Source organism: Bacillus sp. EU55 (assembly GCF_038005925.1).
Lineage (GTDB): Bacteria > Bacillota > Bacilli > Bacillales > Bacillaceae > Bacillus > Bacillus velezensis.
Genome location: NZ_JBBOUE010000001.1, coordinates 1,620,187 through 1,644,515, shown reverse-complemented (window position 1 = coordinate 1,644,515; position 24,329 = coordinate 1,620,187). Strand labels below are relative to the sequence as shown.

Genomic DNA, 24,329 nt, shown 5'->3' with positions numbered 1-24,329 from the left:
CACCCCAAGCATAAGTCATTTAGGGCTGCCGATGAACAGAGACAAGCCCTTACTTAAGCATATGCACGGCATCTATAAACATGTCACCGCGTTCTTCAAATGTTTTGAACTGATCCCAGCTTGCACACGCGGGTGACAAGAGGATGACGTCTCCTTCATTTGAGAGCGCAAACGCCGCAGATACTGCTTGTTCAACATTATCGACACGTTTGACATGTTGTATTCCCAGCTCATTGCCCAGTTTTTCTATCTTCGGCGCTGTCTGTCCGAACGTCAGAACCGCTTTGACATTGTCCATATACGGTTTCAGATCGTCAAAACCGTTGCCGCGGTCCAGTCCGCCTGCAAGCAGAATAACCGGTGCTTTGAATGCGGAGAGCGCTTTGCTTGTGGCCAAAATATTCGTCGCTTTGCTGTCATTATAAAATTTACGATTCTGGATCGCAGTTACATACTGCAGACGGTGTTTGACACCGGTAAAGCTTGTCAGCACCTTCTGAATCGCTTTATTAGACGCGCCCGCCGTTTTTGCCGCGGCTACAGCGGCCAATATATTTTCTAAATTGTGCGCGCCCGGCAGTACGATGTCATCAACAGGCAGAATCGCTTCATCGCCGAACATCAGCATTCCGTCTTTAATGAATGCGCCGCTTGACAGTTCCTGGTGAACTGAAAACGGAACGGTGCCGGCTTTTCCGCTTTCGGCAAGCCGCACGACTGTTTCATCGCTTTGATTCACGATGGCCGTATCACTCTCAAGCTGATGAAGATACACGTTCTGCTTGGCTTTTTCATAGTTTTCACGGCTGTGATGGTAATCCAAATGAGCGTCGAATACATTTAAAATCAGGCCGATTTCAGGTCTGAACGCATGAGTCCCCATAAGCTGGAACGAAGAAAGCTCTGTGACGATCCATTCATCACCGTCAGCATGATAAGCCACTTCACTGGCGACAGTGCCGATATTCCCTGCGATCAGCGCCTTTATCGAGTCAGCTTTCAGCATTTCATAAATCAGGGTCGTCGTTGTTGTTTTCCCGTTTGAACCTGTAATGCCGATGAATTTTGCATTGGTGATATAATACGCAAGCTCGATTTCCGTCCAGACCGGGATGCCTCTTCTTTGCGCTTCCTCCACCATGATATTTTCATACGGGATTCCGGGATTTTTGATCAGAATGGTAATGTGATGCTGATCAAAAAGTGACGTCGGATGCTCACCGCAGATGACTTCAATTCCTCTTTCTGAAAGCCTTTGGGCAGGTTCGTTCTCTTCAAAGGCTTTTTGATCATTCACGACGACGTTAACGCCTTTTTCATGAAGAATCGACGCAGCCGCATATCCGCTTTTCGCCAGTCCGAGGACCAGAAAGTTTTGTTTTTGCAAAAAAAGTTCGTTTTCCACTTATAACCACACCTCAATGTAAATTCCTAAAACGGCAAGCAGCAGTCCCGCAGTCCAGAATGTGACGACAACTCTCCATTCAGACCATCCGACCAATTCGTAATGGTGGTGAAGCGGACTCATCTTAAAGATTCGTTTTCCTGTCGTTTTAAAGCTGATGACTTGTAAGATAACAGATAAGGTCTCAATAACAAATACTCCGCCGATAATGACGAGCAGAATTTCAAGCTTCGTCAGAATGGCAACGGTCACGATCGCTCCTCCGAGCGCAAGCGAACCGGTATCCCCCATAAATACCTTGGCGGGATGGGCGTTGAATACAAGAAAACCGAGAACGGCGCCGACAACGGCAACCGAGAAAATCGCAACGTCATATTGTGACTGGTTCCACGCAAGGATGGCGAAAGCGCCGAATGCGATAGCCGCGGTACCGGACAAGAGACCGTCCAGACCGTCTGTCAGGTTGACGGCATTTGAACCTCCGACAAGCATAAAGAGAACGAGGATAAAGTATCCCCAGCCGAGATCGATTGACAGATGTGTGCCCGGCACCCTGATGCCGGTTGAAAAATGGCAATAATGATATACTCCGTAAAATACAATGGCAATAATGATCTGGCCGATCAATTTCTGCTTCGACGTCAATCCGAGATTCCGTTTCATTACTACTTTAATATAGTCATCCAGAAAGCCGAGCAGGCCGTATCCGATCGTGACAAACAGCAGAAGAAACATTTCCGCGCTCAGATGCGAAAATTTCTGCGTCATGACAATCGCCGTAATGGCGATGGATACAATAATCATGACCCCGCCCATCGTCGGCGTCCCTGATTTTTTCATATGTGATTTCGGCCCCTCTTCCCTGATACTTTGGCCGAATTTTAAACGTCTTAAAAACGGGATAAGAATCGGAGATATCAGAACACTGATTAAAAATCCCATTATTATTGTAAATAAAATCACTTGCTCAAGCATTGCTCTTTTCTCCTCCCGTTTCGTTCAAACGACATACGTATTTATCATATTCACATTGTGTCCCCGTAATTCTATTCATTTCCCTCATTCTAACACTCTTTCCTGTTTTACTTTTTATTCAGCTCAACAATAGCTCTTCCCGCTACTTCGGCGTCATCAAAGTCGAATGTTTCATTGCCGATCTGCTGATAGGTTTCATGCCCTTTCCCGGCAATCAGAACCACATCTCCCTTTTTCGCGTTGGCAATGGCAAAAAAGATAGCCTGCTCGCGGTTTGCGATACTGTGATAGTAGGTGCCTTCTACCCCTCTTTCCATATCTCTTAATATGGCCAGCGGGTCCTCGCTTCTCGGGTTATCTGAAGTAAAAATCGGTTCGTCGGCAATCCGCACCGCAATTTCGGCCATTTTCGGGCGTTTCGTTTTGTCCCGGTCTCCGCCGCAGCCGACGACGACGAAAAGCTTGCCCTCTGTCATGTCTTTACATGTATTCAGAACGTTTTCCAGACTGTCAGGCGTGTGCGCGTAATCGACGACCACAGGAAACGGCTGATTATGATTCACCAGTTCAAACCGGCCTCTGACACCTTGAAGCTCTTCAAGAGCGCTTGCGATCGTATCAAACGGCAGTCCCGCTGCGATCGCTGTCGCCGCTGCAGCCAGTACGTTATACACGTTGAAGCGGCCGACGAGTGAAACCGTGATCTGCTTTGTTCCTTTTGGCGTAACGAGTTCAAAGCTTGTGCCTTGCGCAGAGATCTCGATTTGTTTCGCCATGACATCGGCATCGTTCTCGATTCCGTATGTAAGGATGTGCGCCGCCGTCACTTTTTCAAAATAAGCACTGGCTTTGTCATCTGCGTTTAAAACGGCCCGCTTCGGCTTTTCGTGGTTAAAGGAGCCGCCCAGCTGGGAAAACAGGAGGCTTTTAGCCTGTCTGTAGTCTTCCATCGTCTTGTGATAGTCTAAATGGTCCTGCGTCAGGTTCGTGAATACGGCGATATCATAATCGCAGCCGTGAACCCTGCCGAGTGACAGAGCGTGAGAAGACACTTCCATAATAGCTGTGTCAACATGCTCATCATTCATTTTCTTGAACGTTTTTTGCAGTGTGACGCTTTCGGGCGTTGTATTTTTGACCGGGAATGTCTCATCCCCGATTTTAATGTACATCGTTCCGATTAAACCGGTCTGCCTTCCCGCTTTTTTGAAAATCTCATCAACCATGTGCGTCGTTGATGTTTTGCCGTTTGTGCCGGTGATGCCGATAAGCTGAAGCTGCTTTGTCGGCTGCCCGTAAAACGCGTCAGAAAGAACGCTGAGCGCCCGCTGTGACCGGCGGACGATAATGACAGGAACATCGACGTCAAGCTCTTTCTCGGCAACGATGGCCGCTGCGCCGTTTTCTGCGGCTTTTTGGGCGAAATCATGTCCGTCTACCGTATACCCTTTTATACATACAAAAAGACTCCCTTTTCTCACTTCCCTGGAGTCCATCTCAATTGAAGTTATGTCAGGGTCATGAAAGTCATTTTGAACAGGTTCGGCCATTAAATATGTAAGCAGCTTTGTAAGTTTCATTGTATCAAACCTCTCAGAAATTCTATTCATTCTTTTATCATGATAACCGTTTATAAAAGTCAGAATGGCTTTTAAACATACAGTTCATATTTTAGCGTAAATAAAAGGATACATCCAGTTAATCTTAAAAGTTATCTTCTTTTTTTCTCTTTATGATAAGAGGCAGCCGAAAACAATCGGCTGCCTCAAAAAGACTCATTCTTCACTCAAGTAAACACGGATCTTTGAGCCTTCTTTTACTTTCGTTCCGGCTGCAGGTGATTGTTTCACAATTTTGCTTCCTTTTCCTGAGGAGTCTATATTCAAATTGACAAGCAGCGACTCAAGATCAGAGACAGACATCCCTACAACATTCGGAACCTCTATTGTTTTTGTGTCGTTCCATTGATATTTTTTCTCGATTTGATTTTTTCGCGGTTTCACGCCGAGCTCAGGCAGACTGTCTCTCATCATATTTCCGACAATCGGCGCGGCGACGGTTCCCCCGAATTGAATCGTGCCTTTCGGATTATCAACCGCGACATACACGACAAGGCTCGGGTCATCAGCCGGCGCAAAACCGATAAAGGAGACGATATGATTGTTTTCGAGATATTTGCCGTCTTTAACCTTTTGTGCGGTACCTGTTTTTCCGCCGACGCGATATCCTTCCACAAAGGCATTCCGCCCCGTTCCCTGAGCGACGACGCTTTCTAAAGCATATCTGATCTGCTTTGACGTTTCCTGGGAAATAACTTGCCTTTTCGCAATCGGCGATTGTTTCTTAACGGTTTTTTTCGTAACGGGATCAACCCACTCTTTGGCGATAAACGGAGTATAAAGCGTTCCGCCGTTTATTGCCGCGGAAACGGCTGCCACCTGCTGAATCGGCGTGACGGAAACCCCTTGTCCGAAAGCGGTTGTCGCCTGTTCCACCGGTCCGACTCTGTCAAGCGGGAATAAGATCCCCGTTCCTTCCCCTTGCAGATCAATGCCTGTTTTCTTTCCAAAGCCGAAGTCCTTAATATATTGAAACAGCTTTTGTTTTCCGAGCCGTTCCCCCAGCTGTACAAACCCGGGGTTGCAGGAATTTTGAACGACTTCAAGATAAGATTGCGAACCGTGGCCGCCCTTTTTCCAGCATCGGAGGCGGGCGCCGTCGACCTCGGCAAATCCTTTGTCATAAAAGTGGTCTCTTTGCAAGTTTACTTTTTGCTCTTGGAGAGCCGCCGCAAGCGTAATAATCTTAAAGGTCGAACCCGGTTCATATGTGCTCCATACCGGCAGGTTCCGGTTGTAAACGGACGGATCCACCGATTGATAGTCAGCCGGATCAAAATCAGGACGGCTTGACATGCCGAGCACTTCCCCGTTTTTCGGATTCATTGCGACCGCAATCATTCCGTCCGGGTTATATTTCGCCGCTGCATTGTCGAGCTCCCTTTCTATAATCGTCTGAACCTTGGCATCAATCGTCAATTTCATATCAAGTCCGTCTTTCGGAGGGTTGTAATCATCCGCTTCATCAGGCATTTTCTTCCCCTTGGCATCCGTATAAAATTTCACAGATCCCTTTACACCTTTTAAGTCATCATCATAATAAGCCTCCAATCCGAGAAGGCCCTGGTTATCAATACCGGCAAAACCGAGAACATGGGACAAAAAGCTTCCGTACGGATAATGGCGGATGCTGTCTTCAGCCACATAAACCCCCTTTAAGTCGAGCGCTTTGATTTCTTTCGCTTTTTTATTGGAAATTTTCCGCCCCTCGGGTGAGATTTTTTCTATGGAGGTTTTCTTAGTAATGTGTTTGTAGACCTTCTCTTCCGACATATTTAAAACTGACGCGAGAAGCTTGCCCGTTTTTATGGGATTTTGGATCTGGCGCGGTACGACAAAGACGGTCGGCGCGCTTTTATTAGTAGCCAGCTTCACGCCGTTTCGGTCAAGAATCTCTCCCCGCTCAGGCTCAAACGGCAAATTCCGGCTCCAGGAATCCTTAGCCAGTGAAGTCAGCTTTTCTCCCATCACAAATTGGACATAGCCTAATCTGCTGTCAATGATCAAAAAAATGATTACGCCAAAAAGCAAAACCAGTAATAAACGTTTTCGAACCGTTACATTTGAAACGCGCAAGGGACCGTCCACTCCTTATTTAGGCTTGTTTCAATTTATGCCTCAGCTTGGACACATAGAACGGCGGCGCATAAAAAAGAAGCCCGCGGCATCCGCGGACTTCTCTCTCCCGTTAATCAGGATTTTTAAATTTCACCTTAATCACGGTATTTTCTTTCAGTTCTTTGCCCTTTTTCACACTTTGGCTTGAAGCGTAACCTTCACCGCTCACATCAATGTGAATGCCTGATACTTTGCTGAATTGAAGCACTTCCCGTCTCGACCATCCGGACATATCCGGCATCGTCATCTTTCCGTCTGTTTTTAAGAAGATTTTCTGATTGGTGATCACATCTTCTCCGGCTTTCGGATACTGCTCTTTTACGGCAACATCGCTGCCGATGACAATCGGTGTGAGATGTTCATTTTTCGCTTCCTTCTCAGCGCTCGTGACCGTCTTATCTGTCAGGTCAGGCATCTTTTGGCTTTTCGTTTCTTCCTGACCGGAATCTGTTTTTTCCGTCGGTTCAATATTCAGGTAGTGGAGGCTGTTTTTCATCGTCGGGTTAAAGATTTCCGCGACAGGATCAGTGCTGCTTTGGCCCGCTTTTAATTGCGGCTGCTGCACGGCTACATAGATGACGAGCTTAGGGTCATTTTTCGGCGCCATGCCCATGAATGAAAACACATAGTTGCTCGTTCCCTTTAAATATCCGCCCGTCCCGGCGATTTGTGCGGTTCCCGTTTTACCCGCGACGTCAAATCCTTCAATTTTATAAGGTTTTCCCGTTCCGATGTCTGACGTCACGACTTCTCCGAGCAGATTCCGGACTTTTTTCGCCGTATCGGCTGAAATCGGCGTGCCTACTTGCTCTGGTTTTGTCTGCTTGACGACTTTTTTCGTATCGGGGTCGACAATATGATCAATGATGTAAGGTTTCATCATTTTGCCGTTATTGGCAATCGCCGTGACGGCCTGAAGCTGCTGGATCGGCGTTATCGCCGATGCTTGGCCGTAAGCCGTAGACGCTTTGTCAAAATCATATTTGTAGTTAATTTTACTTGATACTTCACCGGGCAGATCAACCCCTGTTTTTTGATAAAGCCCGAATTTGTGCAGGTACTCATTAAACCGGTCAAACCCCAGTTTTTCGTTGGCCAGTTTGGCGAAAGCAACATTCGATGACCTCATGAGGCCGTCACGGAAGCTTGTCATACCCCATCCGGCGCCATCGTTCCAATCTTTAACAGGTCCGCCTCCCACTTTATATGTTCCTGATTTATATTTCTCGTTTGCGGAAAACACATTTTCCTGAATCGCCGCGGCAAGCGTAAAGATCTTCATCGTTGAACCCGGTTCATACGCGTACGACACTAAGTCGTTGTAATAATTGGTGACGTTTCTGATATTCGGGTCAAAACTCGGACGCTGCCCCATCGCAAGCACTTTGCCTGTTTTCGGTTCTACGACAGCCGCCATAATTTTTTTCGGTTTATATTTTTCCGCTACTTTCGTCATGCTGTCTTCTAAAAAGGTTTGAATTTTCTGATCAATGGTTAAATATACATTGTCACCGTTTTTAGGTGCGGTGATTTTTTCTTTGCTGTTCGGAAGTTTCCAGCCGGATTTATCACTTTCGTAAGTGACGGATCCGTCGCGTTCCGTCAGATAGTTATTCAGTATTTTTTCAAGCCCTAAAGAGCCCTGTATCTCGTTTGTTTTTTCATTCACATCGGCATAGCCGAGAACATTTGACAAAAATACACCGTTCGGATAGTAGCGCTTCGTATCTCTTAAGAAAGAAATACCCGGAAGATTCATTTTTTCGATCTTTTGTTTTTTCGCATAAGAGATATCGCGGCCGGCTGAACCGAATTCCACCTGCTTCGCGCCATCCCTGTTTAAGATGTCCAGAATCTCGCTTTTATCAAGATTGATAACGGTCGCCAGTTTTTCCGCCGTTTTCTCTTTGTCTTTGACATGCTGAGGATGCTTCTTGTCGGTCGTCATTTTTTTATCAAGCACGGCAATGAGCTTATATGTCGCCGTGTCCTCTGCAAGCACTTTGCCGTTCCGGTCAAGAATAGAGCCGCGGCTCGCTTCTATCGTCCGCTTTTTTTCGTGCTGCTCGGTCGCTTTTGTTGCAAGTTCTACACCGTTTGCTTTACCGGTTAATTGAATGTACGCCATTCTCCCGAGAATGACAAAGAAAAAGAGAGCGAAACAAATACTGAGTATCGCTGCTCCTCTGTTCATAAACTTATTTTTTTTCGGCATGGGTTATCATTCCTGTATGTTTTTCACTTTTTTATCTTTCAGGTTCAAACCGTGCTTTTTGGCGATATCCATCAATCGCTGCGGCTGGCTTAAATCACCCGCCGTTTTTTGGAGATCACCGATCTGCTTATTCTTCTCTGATACTTTCTCCTCCAGTTTTTGCACCTCAATATTGGATTGGTACGCCGCGTATGCCTTTGATACGATAAACATTGAAGTGGAGAGAACGGCAATGGCAAACAGGACGAGCAGCACCTTTTCCCCGAGTGTAATGGAAGCCCTTTTTTTGACAATCACCTTTTTTTCGGGACTTATCACTGGCCGTTGTTGTTTTTCCTGCTGGTAAGCTAAGTTGCTCATAGGCTGATGACCTCCTTTATGTTGTCATTTGCTGCCCGTTATTTTCGTTTCTCCGCAATGCGGAGCTTCGCTGAGCGGGCGCGGTTATTTTCTTCAAGCTCCTCTTTTGATGCCGTAATGGGTTTTCTCGTAATCAGTTTTAATTCCGGTTCAAATTCTTCCGGTATCACAGGAAGACCCGGAGGCAGTTCGGGAAGTGATGATTTTTCCTTGAATGTCGTCTTGCACATTCTGTCTTCCAGTGAGTGAAAAGTGATCACAGATACCCTTCCGCCCGGCTTCAGCATCTCTATCGCCTGCAAGAGAGCCTCTTCAAATACTTGAAGCTCATCGTTTACGGCGATTCGAATCGCCTGAAATACGCGTTTGGCCGGATGACCGCCGCTTCTTCTCGCCGGAGCCGGTATCGCGTCCTTTATTAGATCGACCAGTTGGCCGGTTGTTTGAATAGGCGATTTCTCTCTTGCCTCTTCAATTTTTCTGGCGATTTGCTTGCTGAATTTTTCTTCTCCGTATTTAAAGAAAATCCTCACAAGGTCCTCATACCGCCATTCATTTACGACTTCTTTCGCCGTAAGGGCGGCCGACTGGTCCATCCTCATGTCCAGCGGTGCGTCATGATGATAGCTGAATCCCCGTTCCGGTGTATCAAGCTGCGGAGAGGATACTCCTAAATCAAATAAAATTCCGTCGACACTCGTAATGCCGTGTTCATGTAAACACTCTTTTAAATAACGAAAGTTGCTTTTCACCAGAATGAGCTGTCCTTTGTATTCGGACAATGTTTTCTTTGCGTTTTCAAGTGCTGTGTCATCTTGGTCAAAGGCGATCAAGCGTCCTTTTTCCGATAATTGCTGCAATAAATATGTACTGTGCCCGGCGCCGCCAAGGGTGCAGTCCACATAGGTTCCGTCCGGTTTGATATTTAAACCGTCGACGGTTTCACGAAGAAGTACTGTCTTATGCTGAAACATTTGTGTCGGTCCCACCTTTATCAGGAATGAATTGAATTGTCAGTTGTTGTTGTGATGCACGAAGATCCATTATATATCAAATCCAATCATGTTTTCAGCAATTTCAGCGAATGAATCTTCTTGCTCTTCTGTGTATTGTTCCCATATTACCTTACTCCACAATTCAATTCGATTGGAAACCCCGATGACAACACATTCTTTTTCCAGTTTTGCGTAATTCAGAAGAGATGACGCAATATTAACCCTTCCCTGCTTGTCCAGTTCGCATTCGGTCGCACCGGAAAAAAAGAATCGGGTAAATGCGCGGGCGTCTTTTTTGGTGAGCGGCAGAGCCTTCAGCTTTTCTTCAATCAGCTTCCATTCATTCATCGGATAGCCGAAAAGGCATTGGTCCAGTCCTCTGGTCAGCACAAACTGCTCACCGAGGCCTTCTCTGAATTTTGCGGGTACGATCATGCGGCCCTTTGCATCAATTGTATGCCGGTATTCACCCATAAACATGATAAGGACCCCCACTTTCTCCCCTAAACTCACCACTATCCGCCACTTCTCTCCACAACCTCATTTTACACTGTTTACACATAAAAAAAAACCCTGAACTATTCAGGGTTCTTTAAAACTTTATTTCAAAGTTTGACAATCTGATGTTGGTTTTGAAAAGAAAATGGCAGATGTTTGAAGGTTGTGAAGAATTTTGGACCGTAGCGGTTCAGATAATACATCACATTCCAAATCCGTTCCTGCGGAGCGCCGAGCGGTCTGATGCTGTTTTGGATTCTTTCATAGTCACGCAGCACAAAGCCTTCTTTTTCTTCAATTCTTTTCGTTACCGTCCGTTCTAAAAACAAGAGCTGATCTTGAATGAAGGCGGCATTCTTCTGTAAGAGCGGCTCAAGGCTTGAATCGACCTTCAGCGCTTCGTCCCTTGCGCTTTTATGGATAGCTTCAATCTGCGACTTCGCCTGCTCCATTACAGAAGTAAACTCTTCCGGAATCTGCTCTTCAAAATAATTGTCTTTCAGGTGTCCGGTGCCGTGTTCGATCGCTTCCTGAAGCGGGATATTCCGTTCTGAAAGCTTCTTTTCAATATGGCGCTCAAGAATCGTAATGTTCAGTCTCGGCACTACCGGCGTCATGCGAAAGCCCATTAATGAGAAAGCCTGCTTCAGCTCACCCCAATAATTGATCTCCCCCGGTCCCGCGATAAACGCCAGAGTCGGGATGAGAAACTCCTGCATAAGCGGCCTTGTCACAACGTTATTGCTGAAACATTCCGGTTTTTCTTCCATATGGGTATGAAGCTCGTCGTTCGTCCACTTCAGGTCAAGCTCCTTAATGACAAAAACGCCGTTTTCTTTTTCAATTAAGAAACGCTCTCCCTCGTGTTCGTAAAACAGATTGGCCTGATCTTTGTCCGATTCAATAATCGGGTGATAACCGGCTTCCCGCATAAAACACTGCTGGTCTGAAACGGCTTTGGCAAGCTCATGATTGTGTTTTAAAATCTGCTGAAACATACCCGTTTCCAGCTTTTTAATCCCCGGATCTCCCGAGTTCATCAGAATAAGGCCTTCTTCTTGAAACAAGTCGGCGATCAACAGCTCAAAAAAGTCGGTGAATGTCTCTGATGAGCGTAAACATCGCTTCACGTTTTGAAGGAGTGTGTTTGTGTGATCCGTTTCCTCAAAAGCAGCGAACACTTCATCAATCCAAGCCGCGCATTTTTCCTGATCAAGCTCGGTTTTAGCCGCCGATGTTTTTTTCCAGTACGACTGCGGCAGTTTCTGTTTCACCGGACCTTTATTCTCTGTTGACGTATGCACAAAATTGATTTCTTCCAGATCGTGATCTTCACCCGCCACCCAGAAAATCGGAACGACAGGAATCTGTAACGCCTCTTCCTGCTGTCTGGCAAGTACGATAATGGAGATAATTTTATGTATGGTGTAAAGAGGCCCCGTTAAAAGACCGGCCTGCTGGCCGCCTACTACCGCTGCGCTTTTTGGATCTCTCAGTTTTTCGATGGAGGCCTGCATGGCGGCGGAGTGAAATTTTTCGTGATAGGAGGATAAATAATCCGCTAATTCCTCTCTGGCAAACGGCCGCGAAGACAAGTCATGAAGCCGCTTTTGCCATACGTCCTCTGAATGAATATCATAATCAAAAAATGAAGACATGTTTTCTCCATCTATATAGTGCTGCACAAACTTATTTTGACTTTTGATGGAAAGTTCAGTTAGCTGCATCTGTCTGGAACTTCCTTTCTCCAATAAATAGTTAGGTTTCCGAAATGAGTATAGCATGTTACCGGAAAACCTCAAAAGACTTTGTTTCAGTTTCTTTCTAACGCTTTTATGCTGCGGTGTAAAAACGTGAGATGAACGGCCGGCAATCCGCGGCTTTCCGCTTCTTTTACAAGGTAGCCGATAATCGCATCAACCTCTGTCCGCCTGCCTGCCATGATATCGACGAGCATGGAAGAATGATTTTTTTCCGTCAGTCTGCACACTTCGCAAACCTTGTTCCACGCTTTTTCTCTATCGGCGAGGCCAAGTATTGTCTCCGCTTCTTCAAATACGTTTCTCATATACTTTTTGTAAGCGTCATTTCTTAACAGCTCTCCGTTTTTCACGCGCAGCAATGCAGTTAACGGGTTGATGCATACATTTATGATCAGTTTTCCCGTTAACAGCCGATACCAGTCGTTTTCATCATGTACGGGAAAATCGCGGTGCATGCCGGAAAAGATGCTTTTGAGCGTTTCCGGCCGGGATGCGCTGAATTCACTCCATCTTACGGCTCCCGCTCCCGTATGTTCAACGGCATGATCTGATATCTTTTTTGCTCCGTGCTCAACAGTGCCGGCATAAAGCGAATGATCCGTATGCCAATCTTTCATGTCGTGTATGTGTCCCATGCCGTTTTGCAAAAACAGCACATTCGTCCCTTTTATCGTCTCAAGGTCCCGCAGCACAGCACTGAGCTGGTGCTGTTTAACGGCTGCGATTAAGAGGTCGAATCCGGAAGTGATGCCCGTTTGCGCTCTGCATGCCGCCGTACATTCTATTCCGTCTTTCACAAGTCGTATACCGCCTGAGTTAATCGCATCAGCCTGCTCCGTCCGCCGCGTAATGACCGTTACCTGATGGCGGGACGATAAGTAGTAAGCACATAAAAGGCCTACCGCTCCGCCGCCGATAATTCCGATTTTCACACTGTCACACCCTATATCTGCATTTTTCCATATTATCATAGCAGAAGCCGCCGCAAATTACTTCAATTTCGTTTTGAGCAAAAAGACTGGCAAGCATATTATAGTTGGAATTTTCAATTAAAGCGTTTACAATAATGGTAGAACACAACAAAGGGGGAGTTTGTGTTGAAAATAGAGCGACTGCTCATCAACTTTAAGACACTCGAAGAATTTAAAAGGTTTAAGGAATACGGGATGCAGGAGCTGTCGATGCTTGAAGATCTTCAGGATAATATCATTGAAAATGACAGCACCTCGCCTTTTTACGGGATTTACTTCGGGGATAAACTAGTGGCGAGAATGAGTTTATATCAGGTAAACGGAGGTGCGAATCCGTATTTTGATCAGCGTCAGGACTTTTTGGAACTTTGGAAGCTTGAGGTTCTTCCGGGCTATCAAAATAACGGATACGGAAAAGCGCTTGTTGATTTTGCAAAATCCTTCAGAATGCCGATCAGGACAAATTCACGCATGAAATCAGCAGATTTCTGGGATAAGATGAATTTTGAGCCCGTTAAATATGATATGGCGCGTGATAAAGGAGAAAATCCTTATATCTGGCATCCCGATATGGACGGTGAAATGACATCCGGAGAAACGGCATAATAAAAAACCGGCGGGGCCGCCGCCCCCAGGCCGGTTCATTTTACAGGCTCTGCGCCGATTTTCTGTCGTCTTCTTTTGAATTGACCATCCTTCTCGCTCTGTCCATAATGTCAATTAGCGCTTTATAATCTTCTTCCGTCATCTCCAGCTTGTTTCTCAAGCTTTCATTTTCCTCACGCAGATCCTCGACTTCTTTTTGCAGCGCGGTCAGCTGTTCTGTGAGTTTTTCTTTTTCATGACGCACATCCGCTGCGGCCGGCGACTCTTTAAATTGCTGCAGAAACAAAATGACATCATCAATGGACAGCTCTTTTTCTCCTTCCGCCCTGCGGATCGGAGGCTGTTTGACGGTTCCCGGCATATTGGCGGAATGCACCCCGATCTGCTTTCTTAATTCCTTCCGCTGTTTTTTCGCCAGTTCTATCCCTGACTGATATTGTTTTCTGACATAAGAATTCCATCTGAACCCGCAGGCGGCAGCCGTTCTCGTCAGCGCTCTGCCGACTTCTTCAAAAGCGGAAAGCTGGGTCCCGCCTTCCCGAATATGCCTGAGCACCACTTCGGCCAGCAGCAAATCTTCATCTTGCGTCCACGCGTCTTGTCTCGTTATCGTCAATCGTATCTCCCTCCATATTTGCTCATTTACCTCATACATATGCCGCTGATAGATTAGATAGACTACTGGCGCTCACAATTTTTTCGGCGGAAGCAGGCCGGAGGGGCAAAAAAAAAGAAAAGCGCAGGAACCGAGATTCCCGCGCTTTTCTTCATACATTAATTGCTTTTAACATTTATGTCTTTGCCGTTGTATGATCCGCATGCTTTACATACACGGTGAGACAATTTCATCTCTCCGCATGACGGGCATTCTGTCATACCAGGTACATTTAGTTTGAAATGTGTACGGCGCAATCTTTTTTTCATTTTAGAAGTTCTTCTAAAAGGTACAGCCATTATTCCCACCTCCTTAAAGAGTTAAGATTCATCATCTTGTGTTAAGAGCTTTTTCAGATCCGCAAGTCTGGGGTCGATTTGATTTTTCTTGTCTTCCTCAGAAATCACTTGCCAATCCTTCCCCACTTGGGGAGCGGCTCCTTCTTTTTGTTCAGTTTCACAAAAGACTTGCATAGGAATTTCTAAAAGAATCTCTTCTTTTACGATCGGAGTTAAGTCGACGGTATCGTCTTCAGCAATATGAACGTCCTCATCTTCTATATCATCCGACTTATGAAATCTAAACAGTTCTTTTGTCGCGATTGTAAATGGATACGGCACATCAACTAAAGTTCTTGAGCACGGCAAAACCATTTCGCCTGAAATCGTAAAATCAAACGAAACTTGTTTGGATTCAATCTCCGCGCGGCCCTTCACCCGGACGGGAGAAATGCGGCGGATGTCAGAATTCAATTTTGTCAGCTCATTTAACTCAACTGTTTCATCAAATTCAAAGCTCTTTTTCGCCATTTGATGAAGCTGATAAATCGTCCATTTCATTTGTATCACCTCAGGAAAGCAACAAACATGATTATAGCTTTTCAGAATGTTTTTGTCAATATTTTTTCTTTACAGCATAATGCCGCCGTCATGCAATCGTTGACAGCCGGATAGGCTATGCATACACTAAACGAAACGGACTAAAATATGCACTTCATTTGCAAATGTACCACACGAAGCAAAACATAGCAAGAAAGGCGGGACAAATATGAAAGCAGTCGGCCTGGTTGTTGAATATAATCCCTTTCATAACGGACACCGCTATCATGCGGAACAAGCAAAAATCAAAACGGACAGCAGCGTCGCGGCGGCGGTGATGAGCGGCCCTTTTTTGCAGCGCGGGGAACCGGCCGCCGTCTCAAAGTGGGCCCGGACAAAAATGGCGCTGGAAAACGGCGTGGATATCGTCATTGAGCTCCCTTATATATATGCCGTACAAAAAGCGGAATTATTCGCGCGCGGCAGCGTTTCGCTTCTTCATCATTTAGGATGCAGCAGCTTGTTTTTCGGCAGCGAAAACGGGCGGATCGAATCCTTTCTTGAAGCGTCTGAAGCGTTCAGCCGAAAGGAAGATGACTGCAGCCTGATTCTGAAAGAGGAGCTGAAAAAGGGTCTCAGCTATCCGGCCGCCGCCTCAAAAGCTTTTTCACACATATTCAAAGGGCGGGACATGCTCGATTTGTCCAAGCCGAACAATATTCTCGGTTTTCACTACGTTAGAGCGATACACGCCTCCGGTTCCGCTATGAAGCCTTATACGACAGCCAGAATCGCTTCCCAATATCATGACGCCGAGCTTCCCGGAGATAACAGCCGGATAGCCAGCGCAACAAGCATCCGGAAAGCGCTGATAGAAAAAGGAACGGCGGCCGCAAGGAGCTTTCTCCCGGAAGCGTCTGCGCGTGAGCTGGAGGCATACAGAAATTCATACGGAATATGGCACAGCACGGAAGACTATTTTTCATATGTAAAATACAGCCTCAGCACTCTTTCCGCTGAAGAATTGAGCCGAATCTATGAAGTGGAAGAAGGCCTTGAGCACAGAATTCTGCGCACCATCAGACAAGCCCGATCCTATCGCGAAATGATGGAACGATTGAAAACAAAACGATACACGTGGACGAGGCTGCAGCGGATGAACACGCACATTCTGACACGGACGAAAAAAGAAGACATGCATCGGCTCTTGCAGCCTTCAAGCGCTCCTTATATCCGTCTTCTCGGAATGACGAAAAAAGGACAGGCGTACCTGTCGGCAAAGAAAAAAGAGCTTACCGCACCTCTCGTCAGCAAGCTCTCTTCTTTCTCTCATCCCGCTCTGGATCTGGACATACTGGCGGGACGGGTTTACAGCCTGCCGATAAAAGAACCTGAACGCACATTGTTTGAGAAGCAGGAATTTTCACAAGCCCCGATCCGCTATGATGAAGACGAAAAGCGTTTTTTGAATGCGTAAAAAAAGCACCTGACTGTATCAGGTGCTTTTTACTTTCATCTGATCCAAATAGTCAAGTGCGTCCTGCATGGAGTCGACAGGGACGATCTTCATATCGGACTTGATTGCTTTCGCCGTTTTTACCGCATTTTTGTAATCAGAATTTTCAGCTCCGTTTTGATTCGGCGCAAAGAAAATATCTTTTCCCGCTTTGTCTGCGGCGACGACTTTCTGATCGATTCCGCCGATCGGTCCGACTTTGCCGTCCACGTCGATTGTCCCCGTTCCGGCTATATTATAGCCTTTTGTTTCGTCAGGTTTTGTCAGCTGGTTGTAAATTTCTAAAGACATCATGAGACCCGCAGAAGGCCCGCCGATGTTTTCAATGCTGAAATGAAGATCCGGCTTCACTTTCACGTTCCGGTCCGTATATAATGCGACGCCGATTCCCGCTCTTTTCGGGTCGTCCGGGAATGATTTCAGCACAATGTCAACGGTCTTTTCTTTCGTGTCCCGTTCAATGTGAAACGTTACTTTTTCCCCCGCTTTTTTGCTGCTGATATAATCAATCAGCTTTTCAGCGGATTCGTATGTTTTCCCGTCCGCGCTGATGATTTTATCACCGACCTCTATTTTTCCTTTTGCCGGCATGTCAGAGACGACTGAGCTGGCATAAATGCCGTTAAATGAGTATTTCACCTGTTTCCCGGCTTTTTGATAAGCGGCAATGACCGCGTTTTCTTGGGAGCTTTTCATCATTTGCAGCTGGCGCTTCATATAATCCGAGTCCGATTCGCCCTCTTCTTTTATGCTTTCGTCAGGGACGATTTCATCGTAAGGATGCACTTTCGCCCAAAGATATGTATACGGATTGGCAGGGCCTACTTTGACAGTCATCAAGGAAAGGCTTCCTTTTTCAGGATAGCCTCCGTCCACCTTAATCAGCGGTCTCAGCTCTGATGCTTCTCCCGGCTGTGTGATGTAATACGGAAGCTTAATAAATGTAACAGCGATTAATAAGATCAGGATGATAAACACCCAGCGAAAATGTTTTGCTTTCATATGAGTTAGCCCTCCCAGTTCTCTATTTCTTGTTTAATCCGGCCGATCATCCGGTCTGCGGCTTCTTCGCCCGCTGTGATCATATGATCAATGTTGGCAAAAGAACTTGAGCTGAATGATTCAAGAGAAGGGCGGATCATGACGTCTGCGGCAATGGTCTGGTGACGGACCAATTCATTTTGCAGTATATCCATACTTTGCATGATTACATCAAAAATATGTGCCGCCTTTTCCGTTTTTTTCACCCGGGATACGTCAGAGGCGATGACGATATCAGCACCCATATCTTTTACGGCGGAAACCGGTATTCTGTCGACCACCGCGCCGTCGACTAACATACGTCCGTTCATTTTTTGCGGGACGAAAACGCCCGGTATGCTGATGCTCGCTCGGACGGCTTCGGATACTGAACCTTTCGTAAAAACAAGCTTTTCGCCGGTCTGAAGGTCGCAGGCCACAATGCCGAGCGGGATCCGCAGTTCTTCTATCGGCTTGCCGTACGTATAGGCATGAACGAGCTGCCTGATGCGGTCTCCTTTTAAAAAACCAAGCCTCGGCATCGTATAATCCGCGTACAGCCGCCGTTTAAATGCTTTAGCGACTTTTTTCATCGTGGCCACGTCATGCCCGGCCGCATAAAAGCTCCCGACTAATGCTCCCATGCTGCTGCCGGCAATCATATCAATTGGAATCTGATGCTTATGTAAACTGGATAACACTCCGAGATGAGCGATGCCTCTTGCCCCTCCCGAACCTAACGCTAACCCGATTGTAGGTTTGGCCAACGCGACGAACCCCCTAATAGACATCCTATACATGAATTCTATGGTCTAAATTGAACCCCTATGCTCGTATATTAGTACAGGATGACAAATAGGTACTTGCCCGGCCGCCTTTAAGGTCTGTTCTATATTTTATCATGATATAAATGTCAGTGTGCAATTTTAGCATCGGGGAGGTAAGAATGAATTTGTCTAAGTTTCATACATTTTTGATTTCATTGTTTTTCATTTTTTTGACGGCGACGGTTATTTCACACCCTCAGGCCTCATTCGAAGCCTCCAAAACCGGTCTTTCCATGTGGTGGGAGGTAGTTTTTCCTTCATTGCTTCCGTTTTTTATTCTATCTGAGCTTTTAATCGGATTCGGCATTGTCAAGTTTGTCGGCCTTTTACTCGAACCCTTTATGCGTCCCATTTTCAGAGTGCCGGGGGTCGGCGGATTTGTACTGGCTATGGGCATGGCTTCAGGCAATCCGGCCGGCGCGAAGCTGACTGCACGGCTGCGCCAGGATAAACAAATCTCCAGAGTAGAGGCTGAACGCCTCGTCTCTTTTACCAATTCATCCAATCCGTTATTTATATTCGCTGCTGTGGCAGTCGGCTTTTTTCATAACGCGTCTCTCGGCATTCTGCTGGCATCGGCTCACTATCTCGGAAACATCGCCGTCGGCCTGACGATGCGTTCATACGGACGGAAAGAAGAAGCGGCGTATACCGGTAAAAAGACGATCGCTCTCCCTTCTCTGAAGGAAGCATTTCTGGCCCTCCACAAGGCGCGGCTTTCGGAAAAGCGGCCGCTCGGAAAAATTTTGGGCGACGCCGTCACCTCTTCTGTACAAACCTTGCTGATGGTGGGCGGTTTTATTATATTGTTTTCGGTTTTCAGTCGGTTATTATCAATCGTACAAGTCATGGATGTGCTTTCTGTATTTACAAACGCGCTGCTTTCGCTTTTTCATCTTCCGGCAAATCTGGACATCCCTCTTATCAGCGGGATGTTTGAAATTACACTTGGGAGCAAACTGGTCAGTGAAGCTGATGCCGACTTGCTGCCGAAAGCCATGATTGTGAGTTTTATTCTCGGGTTCAGCGGCCTTTCCGTACAGGCCCAGGTAGCCGGCATTTTATCGGAAACAGATATCCGCTTTAAACCGTTTTTCGCGGCGCGTATCCTTCAGGGCATTTATGCCGCACTCTTTATTCTCTTACTGTGGAAGCCGCTTTACCTTGCATTGGACGAACCTTACCAGTCCGTATTCCTCCCTTTCCGCGATCAGGAAGCGGTATCTGCTGTCGTCAGCGGATGGAATACACTTGTTGAAACCGGACCCGCCATCACGCTGACAGCTCTCGCCGTATACGCATTGATTTATTGTTACAGGCTGTCAGCACGGACAAAAAAAGGATGAGACGCCAATCAGCGCTTCTCATCCTTTAAATTTCTGCTTCAGCGCCTGTTCAACTTCCGGAGGAACAAACTCTGAAACAGGCCCGTTATATTTTGCGACTTCTTTTACGATGCTTGAACTTAAAAAAGAGTACTGATTGTTCGTCATCATAAAAAAAGTTTCTATTGATTCGTCGAGCACGCGGTTGACGGAAGTCCCCTGCATCTCATATTCGAAGTCAGAAACGGCTCTGAGCCCCCTGATAATCGCCTTCGCCCGCTTTTTTTTCGCATAGTTGATTAACAGTCCCTGTGACGTCTCGACCGTAACATTCGGTATGTCTTTTGTCACTTCTCTTAACAGCTCACATCGTTCCTCAACTGTAAACAGCGGCTGCTTAGAAGAATTATTGAGCACGCATACGTACACCTGCTCAAACACGTTTGCCCCCCGTCTGATAATGTCCAGATGTCCGTAGGTAACGGGATCAAAACTTCCGGGACATACAGCTATACTTGCCACATCACTACCCCCTATTTCGGTATATCGTCACTCCTGTAAGCCCGTAAATTTCCCTTCTTGTTACGGAAAGCGCGCCGACGGCTTCAGGAAGCGCAACGGCTTTATCATGCTCGGCTACGACAAAACCGTCTTCATTCAGCATGTTCTGCTCATCAATCATTTCGATAAGCGCTTTCAGCTTTTGCTCCTTATACGGAGGATCTAAGAAAATTCCGTCAAAACCTTTTTCCCGTTTCGCCGCGGCATAGAGAGCCCGCTCTGCATCATTGCGGTATACTTCCGCTGAAGACAGCAGATCAAGCGCTTTGATATTCGCTTTTACCGTTTGGATGGCTTTGAAATCACGATCCACAAAGATACAGCGGTCAAATCCGCGCGACAGCGCTTCAATCCCGAGACCGCCGCTCCCCGCAAACAAATCCAGCCCCGTTCCTCCGTCAAAATACGGGCCGATCATATTAAAAATAGACTCTTTTACTTTATCCGTCGTCGGCCTTGTTGATGTGCCCGGCACAGCCTTTAAGGCTCGTCCTTTTCTTGAACCGGAAATTACTCTCATTATTCACACCACTTTTTCTGAAAACTTTGATGTTTCTCATCGGCTGAGCCGTTATGTATCAAAACAATCCCTATCTTATCATAAAGCATTCTTTCAAACAATGAACGTGAAACCGTGTATACATATTCACATTCCTGTCAAGACTAAGTGTAACAGCATCAATGAATGATGTTGTTGCCAACCGCGGAGAAGACTTACGTTTCCCCATAAGTTCTTCCTCCGGTTTCTCCTCTCCCTTTTCCTTCTCCTTAACTTGTTAAGGAATAGAAGGACCCCGCAGGTATCTGCGGGGATTTTTTTATATGCCGATTTTATAATCGTACTCTTTCGCTTTATCAAGCTTTGATTCAAATTCCAGCTTTAAAAAAGGTTTATAAGAAGGCTCTACCTTCTTCACATAAGAATAAGAAGAAATCTTTTCCATTGTTTTTTCGATTAGGTCCATATCGCAATACAGCACAACGTATTTCAGCCGCTTGGAAACATAATGAACGTTGCCGAATTTTCTCAGCATTTTGCTGTGTTTTAAAGAATGCAGATATACGATTATGCCTTGGCGCTTATTTTCCATCATGATCACCCGCCTGACTTTCTGTTCATTTTATGTAAAAGACGAGACGGCCGTCTCGTCAGGAAACTTTGCATCCGCAGCCGCCGCCGGAACCGCACCCGCCGCCGCAGGATGACAGGCCGTCAAAATAAGGATTCCCCGTCGGAACTTTTACATGCTCCGAGACGGCCGTTCCGAGTTCAATGCTGATCTCGTCAAGCAGCAACTGAAGCTCAGTCTCCGCTTTTTTAAATTCGGCCACCTTATCGTTTAAATCCAGTTCCCGCTTCATTTCTCTCATTTTGCGGGAAATCTCTCTATAATCAGGATGGTATTTGCCAAAGCGCTGCACATCCTCATACTGCTCTTTAACGCTCATAAAAGAACGAATGATCCGCCCTGCCTCTTCATCTTCACGGAGACGCTTGTAACAATCGCGGTAATTTTCAGCCGTCTCAGACTGCAGAATCATGCCGGCAAGCTGCTCCGCTTCACTTTGAAGCTTGACGGACTCAATTGTTGCATACATAAATACGCACCTCCAGTTGCTAGTTTACCATGAAACCACCCAATTGGAAAATGCGGCGTTTAAACGCTTTTTAATCCTGTGAACGCATGGCGTGAACCATCTGCATCATCATCTGCGCCATTTGAATCCCGTTTGAGAATTGGCTTACCCGATGCGGTATCGTCTTTTCATAAAAATTCATCATGTCAAGCTGAAAGGAATTGAGATCGTCCGGTTTTCTCGCAAGTCTGCGGTACCAGACGGGACGCTGCCGTATAAACCGTTTCCGTTCCTCATCTGCGGATATGAATTCCTGAACCTCTTTTCGCATACACGATCCCCTTCTTTAATCCTTCCTGAACGAAAAAGGATGTTGTCCGGAGCCTTGCCGGGGCTGCTTCGTGCTGCTCCCCGAAAATTGGCTTAAAAGGCTTTGCAATGATGAAATGGATTGGCTCATTTTATTGATCTGCTCATTCATTTGGTTGATATCCATCTTTTTGACGGCAGTGACCATTTTTGAAACGAAATCGTTTTTTTCAGCTGGTTCCTGTTTGGTTTCCGCGTCGGAAGAAGGCTGAACGGCCTCGTCTTTAAAAGGGTTCCATATCGGATCATCCTCGCCCAGAAGAACCCAATTTTCATAGACTTCCTGCCAGCTCCTTTGTTCCTTGCGAACATTTTGGATCAGTTTGGGATGCTTTTTTACGAATTGTTTAAAATCATCGATTGATTGCCGTGATTGCTGATTCGCCACAATTCTCACCCCCTCCGAAAAGTTTTGCCTGCTATAATGTATCGGTTCATTCGCCTTAATGTTCGCCTAAATTGCGAAAAAAAGCAGGTATATTTTTTTCAGCAGGAGCGCCGCTCGCGAAAAAACATAAAAAAACCGCGGGGGACGCGCCCCTCTGCGGTTTTTTACTGCCAAGGCTTAATGAAGTTTTGCGTATAATACTTCCGGTCCACGCCGACACCGAGGTGCGTATAATCCGGGCTTAACAGCGCCTTTCTGTGGCCTTCGCTGTTCAGCCAGCCCTCCACGGCTGCAGGACCGTCCACATAGTTGTAGGCAATATTTTCACCGGCCTCCCGGTATTTCACATCGCCTTTTTCCAAGCGGTCCTTCAGAGTCCCGTATTTCTTTGAGACGTGAGAGAAATACTTGTTATCCTTCATGTCCTTGCTGTGGCCGAATGCCACTTTTGCGGCGTCTTCGTCCCATTTCAGCCTTGCAAGTCCGTGTTTCACGCGGATGACATTTGTAATATCGAGAATCTGCTGTTCACTCGCTCGTTCAATGTCGTTCCATTTTTTATCAGAAACAGGCTCGGGTTCTGTCAGCTTTCCTCTGTACATGACCTCATACGGCCTTTGTTTCACAAGTGTTTCCGCATCAAATGCCCTGATGCTTGACAGATTCCCGTCAAATTTGTCCATGTACAGCTGAACATACATTCCGCCTATCTTAACGGTGGGACGGGTATTGATATCTTCTTCAGAAAACTCGAACCGATACGTGTTTCCCTTGTCAGTCACATTGACAAAAGGAGAAACCTGCGTCGTTTTAAAAACTTCGCCCGTCGATTCGCCGATCTTAAACGGTTTTGCGTTGATGCCGCTTCCCGAAGCATATAAAGTCACGGCTTTATCATTCAAAATACCGACTTGTACGTATTGGTCTTTCCCCTGGTTGTACACCCACCACTCGTAATCGTAGGCAGAAGGATCTTTCCGAGACGGTTCCCCAAGTTTCTTTTTCACATCGGCGGCAGATTTCCCCATGAGAGAAAGAAGTCCGGATGACGGCATTTTCAGCCGTTTTCCGCTCTCTTCTTCATTGGAAACCTGAGGCTCCTCCTGATCCGTCTTTTTCTGAGGAGCCGATCCATATTGTATAAACAGAACATACGCTCCGTAAATAAGCAAAAGGATAACGAGAGCCCTTGCGATATTTTTCAACCTCTCACCCCCATATGTTCAAACCGTTCTGTTTTTGTTTACTCTTATACAGTACAGCCTATTTGCATCGTCCGTGATTTATGTTTAATGGATAAACCCCTCCGGACCGCCGTCTTCAGAAATGTCAGACAGCGCCCGGCCTGCTTGCTCATTTGATTGCTCGGCCAACGAAAGATCGCCGAGCGTAACAATGCCGACCAGTTTTTTATCCCTTGTGACGGGAATTCTTCTGAGCTGATGTTCAGCCATCAAATGGAGCACCTCCTCCACAGAGGCGTCTTCTTCTGCACTGATAACCCGCTCTGTCATTGCGTCGGTTATTTTTTGAGAGTTCGGCTTTTTTGAAGCAATTCCCCGTAATACGAGATCTCTGTCTGTCACGATCCCGACAAGTGTGGCGCCGTCTTCATCCACTATCGGAATGGCGCCGACATCCGCGTCTTTCATCTTCACCGCAGCTTCATATACATTATCTAATACTGTACAATATTGCAAGTCTGACGTCATGAGCTTATTGATCTTTGTCATTGCGGAATTCCTCC

Annotated in this window: 26 protein-coding genes; 3 read left to right on the top strand and 23 right to left on the bottom strand. The window is 46.3% G+C overall.

What is annotated here, in order from left to right; all coding sequences use genetic code 11:
- Positions 1–49: 49 nt before the first annotated feature.
- From murD to NYE50_RS08490, 10 genes are all read right to left on the bottom strand, one after another.
- Positions 50–1,405, bottom strand: a complete 1,356-nt coding sequence (murD, locus tag NYE50_RS08535; RefSeq protein ID WP_022553378.1) for a UDP-N-acetylmuramoyl-L-alanine--D-glutamate ligase — start codon at positions 1,403–1,405, stop codon at positions 50–52.
- Positions 1,406–2,380 (bottom strand): phospho-N-acetylmuramoyl-pentapeptide-transferase, encoded by a 975-nt coding sequence (gene mraY / locus NYE50_RS08530; protein WP_007409707.1) that lies wholly within the window; start codon positions 2,378–2,380, stop codon positions 1,406–1,408.
- A 107-nt stretch (positions 2,381–2,487) separates the two neighbouring features.
- Positions 2,488–3,960, bottom strand: a complete 1,473-nt coding sequence (locus NYE50_RS08525) for a UDP-N-acetylmuramoyl-L-alanyl-D-glutamate--2,6-diaminopimelate ligase (RefSeq protein WP_017417733.1) — start codon at positions 3,958–3,960, stop codon at positions 2,488–2,490.
- A gap of 195 nt (positions 3,961–4,155) precedes the next feature.
- Entirely contained in the window at positions 4,156–6,075 is a 1,920-nt protein-coding gene (locus tag NYE50_RS08520; RefSeq protein ID WP_014417716.1) for a stage V sporulation protein D, read from the bottom strand.
- A 112-nt stretch (positions 6,076–6,187) separates the two neighbouring features.
- Positions 6,188–8,332, bottom strand: coding sequence for a penicillin-binding protein 2B (gene pbpB, locus NYE50_RS08515; protein ID WP_172869503.1), 2,145 nt, complete (start codon positions 8,330–8,332; stop codon positions 6,188–6,190).
- 6 nt (positions 8,333–8,338) lie between these two features.
- On the bottom strand, positions 8,339–8,692 hold the full coding sequence (gene ftsL / locus NYE50_RS08510; protein ID WP_016936212.1) for a cell division protein FtsL: 354 nt from the start codon (positions 8,690–8,692) through the stop codon (positions 8,339–8,341).
- A gap of 38 nt (positions 8,693–8,730) precedes the next feature.
- Complete coding sequence (gene rsmH / locus NYE50_RS08505; protein ID WP_159354132.1) at positions 8,731–9,666, bottom strand: 16S rRNA (cytosine(1402)-N(4))-methyltransferase RsmH; 936 nt, start codon at positions 9,664–9,666, stop codon at positions 8,731–8,733.
- 69 nt (positions 9,667–9,735) lie between these two features.
- Positions 9,736–10,167, bottom strand: a complete 432-nt coding sequence (mraZ, locus tag NYE50_RS08500) for a division/cell wall cluster transcriptional repressor MraZ (protein ID WP_003154445.1) — start codon at positions 10,165–10,167, stop codon at positions 9,736–9,738.
- Between the two features lie 125 nt (positions 10,168–10,292).
- Complete coding sequence (gene bshC, locus NYE50_RS08495) at positions 10,293–11,912, bottom strand: bacillithiol biosynthesis cysteine-adding enzyme BshC (RefSeq protein ID WP_094295735.1); 1,620 nt, start codon at positions 11,910–11,912, stop codon at positions 10,293–10,295.
- A gap of 86 nt (positions 11,913–11,998) precedes the next feature.
- Positions 11,999–12,880, bottom strand: a complete 882-nt coding sequence (locus tag NYE50_RS08490) for a 2-dehydropantoate 2-reductase (RefSeq protein ID WP_224988529.1) — start codon at positions 12,878–12,880, stop codon at positions 11,999–12,001.
- A 162-nt stretch (positions 12,881–13,042) separates the two neighbouring features.
- On the opposite strand from NYE50_RS08490, the gene NYE50_RS08485 reads away from it, so the two are divergent.
- Complete coding sequence (locus NYE50_RS08485) at positions 13,043–13,525, top strand: N-acetyltransferase (RefSeq protein WP_007611262.1); 483 nt, start codon at positions 13,043–13,045, stop codon at positions 13,523–13,525.
- 40 nt (positions 13,526–13,565) lie between these two features.
- Here the strand turns inward: NYE50_RS08485 and gerR are convergent, their stop codons facing one another.
- The 3 genes from gerR to NYE50_RS08470 all read right to left on the bottom strand — a co-directional run bounded on the left by gerR (position 13,566) and on the right by NYE50_RS08470 (position 15,019).
- Positions 13,566–14,141 (bottom strand): sporulation-specific transcriptional regulator GerR, encoded by a 576-nt coding sequence (gene gerR, locus NYE50_RS08480; RefSeq protein WP_014417712.1) that lies wholly within the window; start codon positions 14,139–14,141, stop codon positions 13,566–13,568.
- Positions 14,142–14,299: 158 nt separating this feature from the next.
- Complete coding sequence (gene rpmF / locus NYE50_RS08475) at positions 14,300–14,479, bottom strand: 50S ribosomal protein L32 (protein ID WP_003154457.1); 180 nt, start codon at positions 14,477–14,479, stop codon at positions 14,300–14,302.
- 21 nt (positions 14,480–14,500) lie between these two features.
- On the bottom strand, positions 14,501–15,019 hold the full coding sequence (locus tag NYE50_RS08470; protein ID WP_014417711.1) for a YceD family protein: 519 nt from the start codon (positions 15,017–15,019) through the stop codon (positions 14,501–14,503).
- Between the two features lie 208 nt (positions 15,020–15,227).
- Between NYE50_RS08470 and NYE50_RS08465 the strand changes: the two genes are divergently transcribed.
- On the top strand, positions 15,228–16,475 hold the full coding sequence (locus tag NYE50_RS08465; protein ID WP_172869505.1) for a nucleotidyltransferase: 1,248 nt from the start codon (positions 15,228–15,230) through the stop codon (positions 16,473–16,475).
- Positions 16,476–16,493: 18 nt separating this feature from the next.
- Here the strand turns inward: NYE50_RS08465 and NYE50_RS08460 are convergent, their stop codons facing one another.
- Together NYE50_RS08460 and NYE50_RS08455 are read right to left on the bottom strand one after the other, a co-directional pair.
- A complete protein-coding gene (locus NYE50_RS08460) occupies positions 16,494–17,516 on the bottom strand; it encodes a SepM family pheromone-processing serine protease (RefSeq protein ID WP_172869506.1) in 1,023 nt (340 codons plus the stop codon).
- A 5-nt stretch (positions 17,517–17,521) separates the two neighbouring features.
- Complete coding sequence (locus NYE50_RS08455; RefSeq protein ID WP_014304961.1) at positions 17,522–18,301, bottom strand: patatin family protein; 780 nt, start codon at positions 18,299–18,301, stop codon at positions 17,522–17,524.
- A 179-nt stretch (positions 18,302–18,480) separates the two neighbouring features.
- Here NYE50_RS08455 and ylbJ point away from each other — a divergent pair, with 179 nt between their 5' ends.
- Positions 18,481–19,707 (top strand): sporulation integral membrane protein YlbJ, encoded by a 1,227-nt coding sequence (gene ylbJ / locus NYE50_RS08450; protein WP_053573413.1) that lies wholly within the window; start codon positions 18,481–18,483, stop codon positions 19,705–19,707.
- An 18-nt stretch (positions 19,708–19,725) separates the two neighbouring features.
- Here the strand turns inward: ylbJ and coaD are convergent, their stop codons facing one another.
- From coaD to NYE50_RS08410, 8 genes are all read right to left on the bottom strand, one after another.
- A complete protein-coding gene (coaD, locus tag NYE50_RS08445) occupies positions 19,726–20,208 on the bottom strand; it encodes a pantetheine-phosphate adenylyltransferase (protein WP_025649487.1) in 483 nt (160 codons plus the stop codon).
- A gap of 4 nt (positions 20,209–20,212) precedes the next feature.
- On the bottom strand, positions 20,213–20,767 hold the full coding sequence (gene rsmD / locus NYE50_RS08440) for a 16S rRNA (guanine(966)-N(2))-methyltransferase RsmD (protein WP_007409693.1): 555 nt from the start codon (positions 20,765–20,767) through the stop codon (positions 20,213–20,215).
- A 298-nt stretch (positions 20,768–21,065) separates the two neighbouring features.
- On the bottom strand, positions 21,066–21,338 hold the full coding sequence (locus NYE50_RS08435) for a YlbG family protein (RefSeq protein ID WP_014417705.1): 273 nt from the start codon (positions 21,336–21,338) through the stop codon (positions 21,066–21,068).
- 58 nt (positions 21,339–21,396) lie between these two features.
- A complete protein-coding gene (locus tag NYE50_RS08430) occupies positions 21,397–21,846 on the bottom strand; it encodes a YlbF family regulator (RefSeq protein WP_159354128.1) in 450 nt (149 codons plus the stop codon).
- A 70-nt stretch (positions 21,847–21,916) separates the two neighbouring features.
- Positions 21,917–22,156, bottom strand: a complete 240-nt coding sequence (locus NYE50_RS08425; RefSeq protein ID WP_003154475.1) for a YlbE-like family protein — start codon at positions 22,154–22,156, stop codon at positions 21,917–21,919.
- A gap of 15 nt (positions 22,157–22,171) precedes the next feature.
- Complete coding sequence (locus tag NYE50_RS08420; protein ID WP_025284691.1) at positions 22,172–22,582, bottom strand: YlbD family protein; 411 nt, start codon at positions 22,580–22,582, stop codon at positions 22,172–22,174.
- Between the two features lie 164 nt (positions 22,583–22,746).
- The gene (locus NYE50_RS08415; protein WP_159354127.1) at positions 22,747–23,787 is read right to left on the bottom strand and encodes a CAP domain-containing protein; all 1,041 of its coding nucleotides are present in this window, start codon (positions 23,785–23,787) and stop codon (positions 22,747–22,749) included.
- Between the two features lie 84 nt (positions 23,788–23,871).
- On the bottom strand, positions 23,872–24,315 hold the full coding sequence (locus tag NYE50_RS08410) for a CBS domain-containing protein (RefSeq protein ID WP_003154478.1): 444 nt from the start codon (positions 24,313–24,315) through the stop codon (positions 23,872–23,874).
- Between the last annotated feature and the right edge of the window lie 14 nt (positions 24,316–24,329).

Coding starts and splice junctions, on each gene's coding strand:
- mraY (WP_007409707.1), bottom strand. CDS start 2,380: ATGCTTGAGCAAGTGATTTTATTTACAATAATAATGGGATTTTTAATC.
- NYE50_RS08525 (WP_017417733.1), bottom strand. CDS start 3,960: ATGAAACTTACAAAGCTGCTTACATATTTAATGGCCGAACCTGTTCAA.
- pbpB (WP_172869503.1), bottom strand. CDS start 8,332: ATGCCGAAAAAAAATAAGTTTATGAACAGAGGAGCAGCGATACTCAGT.
- ftsL (WP_016936212.1), bottom strand. CDS start 8,692: ATGAGCAACTTAGCTTACCAGCAGGAAAAACAACAACGGCCAGTGATA.
- rsmH (WP_159354132.1), bottom strand. CDS start 9,666: ATGTTTCAGCATAAGACAGTACTTCTTCGTGAAACCGTCGACGGTTTA.
- mraZ (WP_003154445.1), bottom strand. CDS start 10,167: ATGTTTATGGGTGAATACCGGCATACAATTGATGCAAAGGGCCGCATG.
- bshC (WP_094295735.1), bottom strand. CDS start 11,912: ATGCAGCTAACTGAACTTTCCATCAAAAGTCAAAATAAGTTTGTGCAG.
- rpmF (WP_003154457.1), bottom strand. CDS start 14,479: ATGGCTGTACCTTTTAGAAGAACTTCTAAAATGAAAAAAAGATTGCGC.
- NYE50_RS08470 (WP_014417711.1), bottom strand. CDS start 15,019: ATGAAATGGACGATTTATCAGCTTCATCAAATGGCGAAAAAGAGCTTT.
- NYE50_RS08465 (WP_172869505.1), top strand. CDS start 15,228: ATGAAAGCAGTCGGCCTGGTTGTTGAATATAATCCCTTTCATAACGGA.
- NYE50_RS08460 (WP_172869506.1), bottom strand. CDS start 17,516: ATGAAAGCAAAACATTTTCGCTGGGTGTTTATCATCCTGATCTTATTA.
- ylbJ (WP_053573413.1), top strand. CDS start 18,481: ATGAATTTGTCTAAGTTTCATACATTTTTGATTTCATTGTTTTTCATT.
- rsmD (WP_007409693.1), bottom strand. CDS start 20,767: ATGAGAGTAATTTCCGGTTCAAGAAAAGGACGAGCCTTAAAGGCTGTG.
- NYE50_RS08435 (WP_014417705.1), bottom strand. CDS start 21,338: ATGGAAAATAAGCGCCAAGGCATAATCGTATATCTGCATTCTTTAAAA.
- NYE50_RS08430 (WP_159354128.1), bottom strand. CDS start 21,846: ATGTATGCAACAATTGAGTCCGTCAAGCTTCAAAGTGAAGCGGAGCAG.
- NYE50_RS08425 (WP_003154475.1), bottom strand. CDS start 22,156: ATGCGAAAAGAGGTTCAGGAATTCATATCCGCAGATGAGGAACGGAAA.
- NYE50_RS08410 (WP_003154478.1), bottom strand. CDS start 24,315: ATGACAAAGATCAATAAGCTCATGACGTCAGACTTGCAATATTGTACA.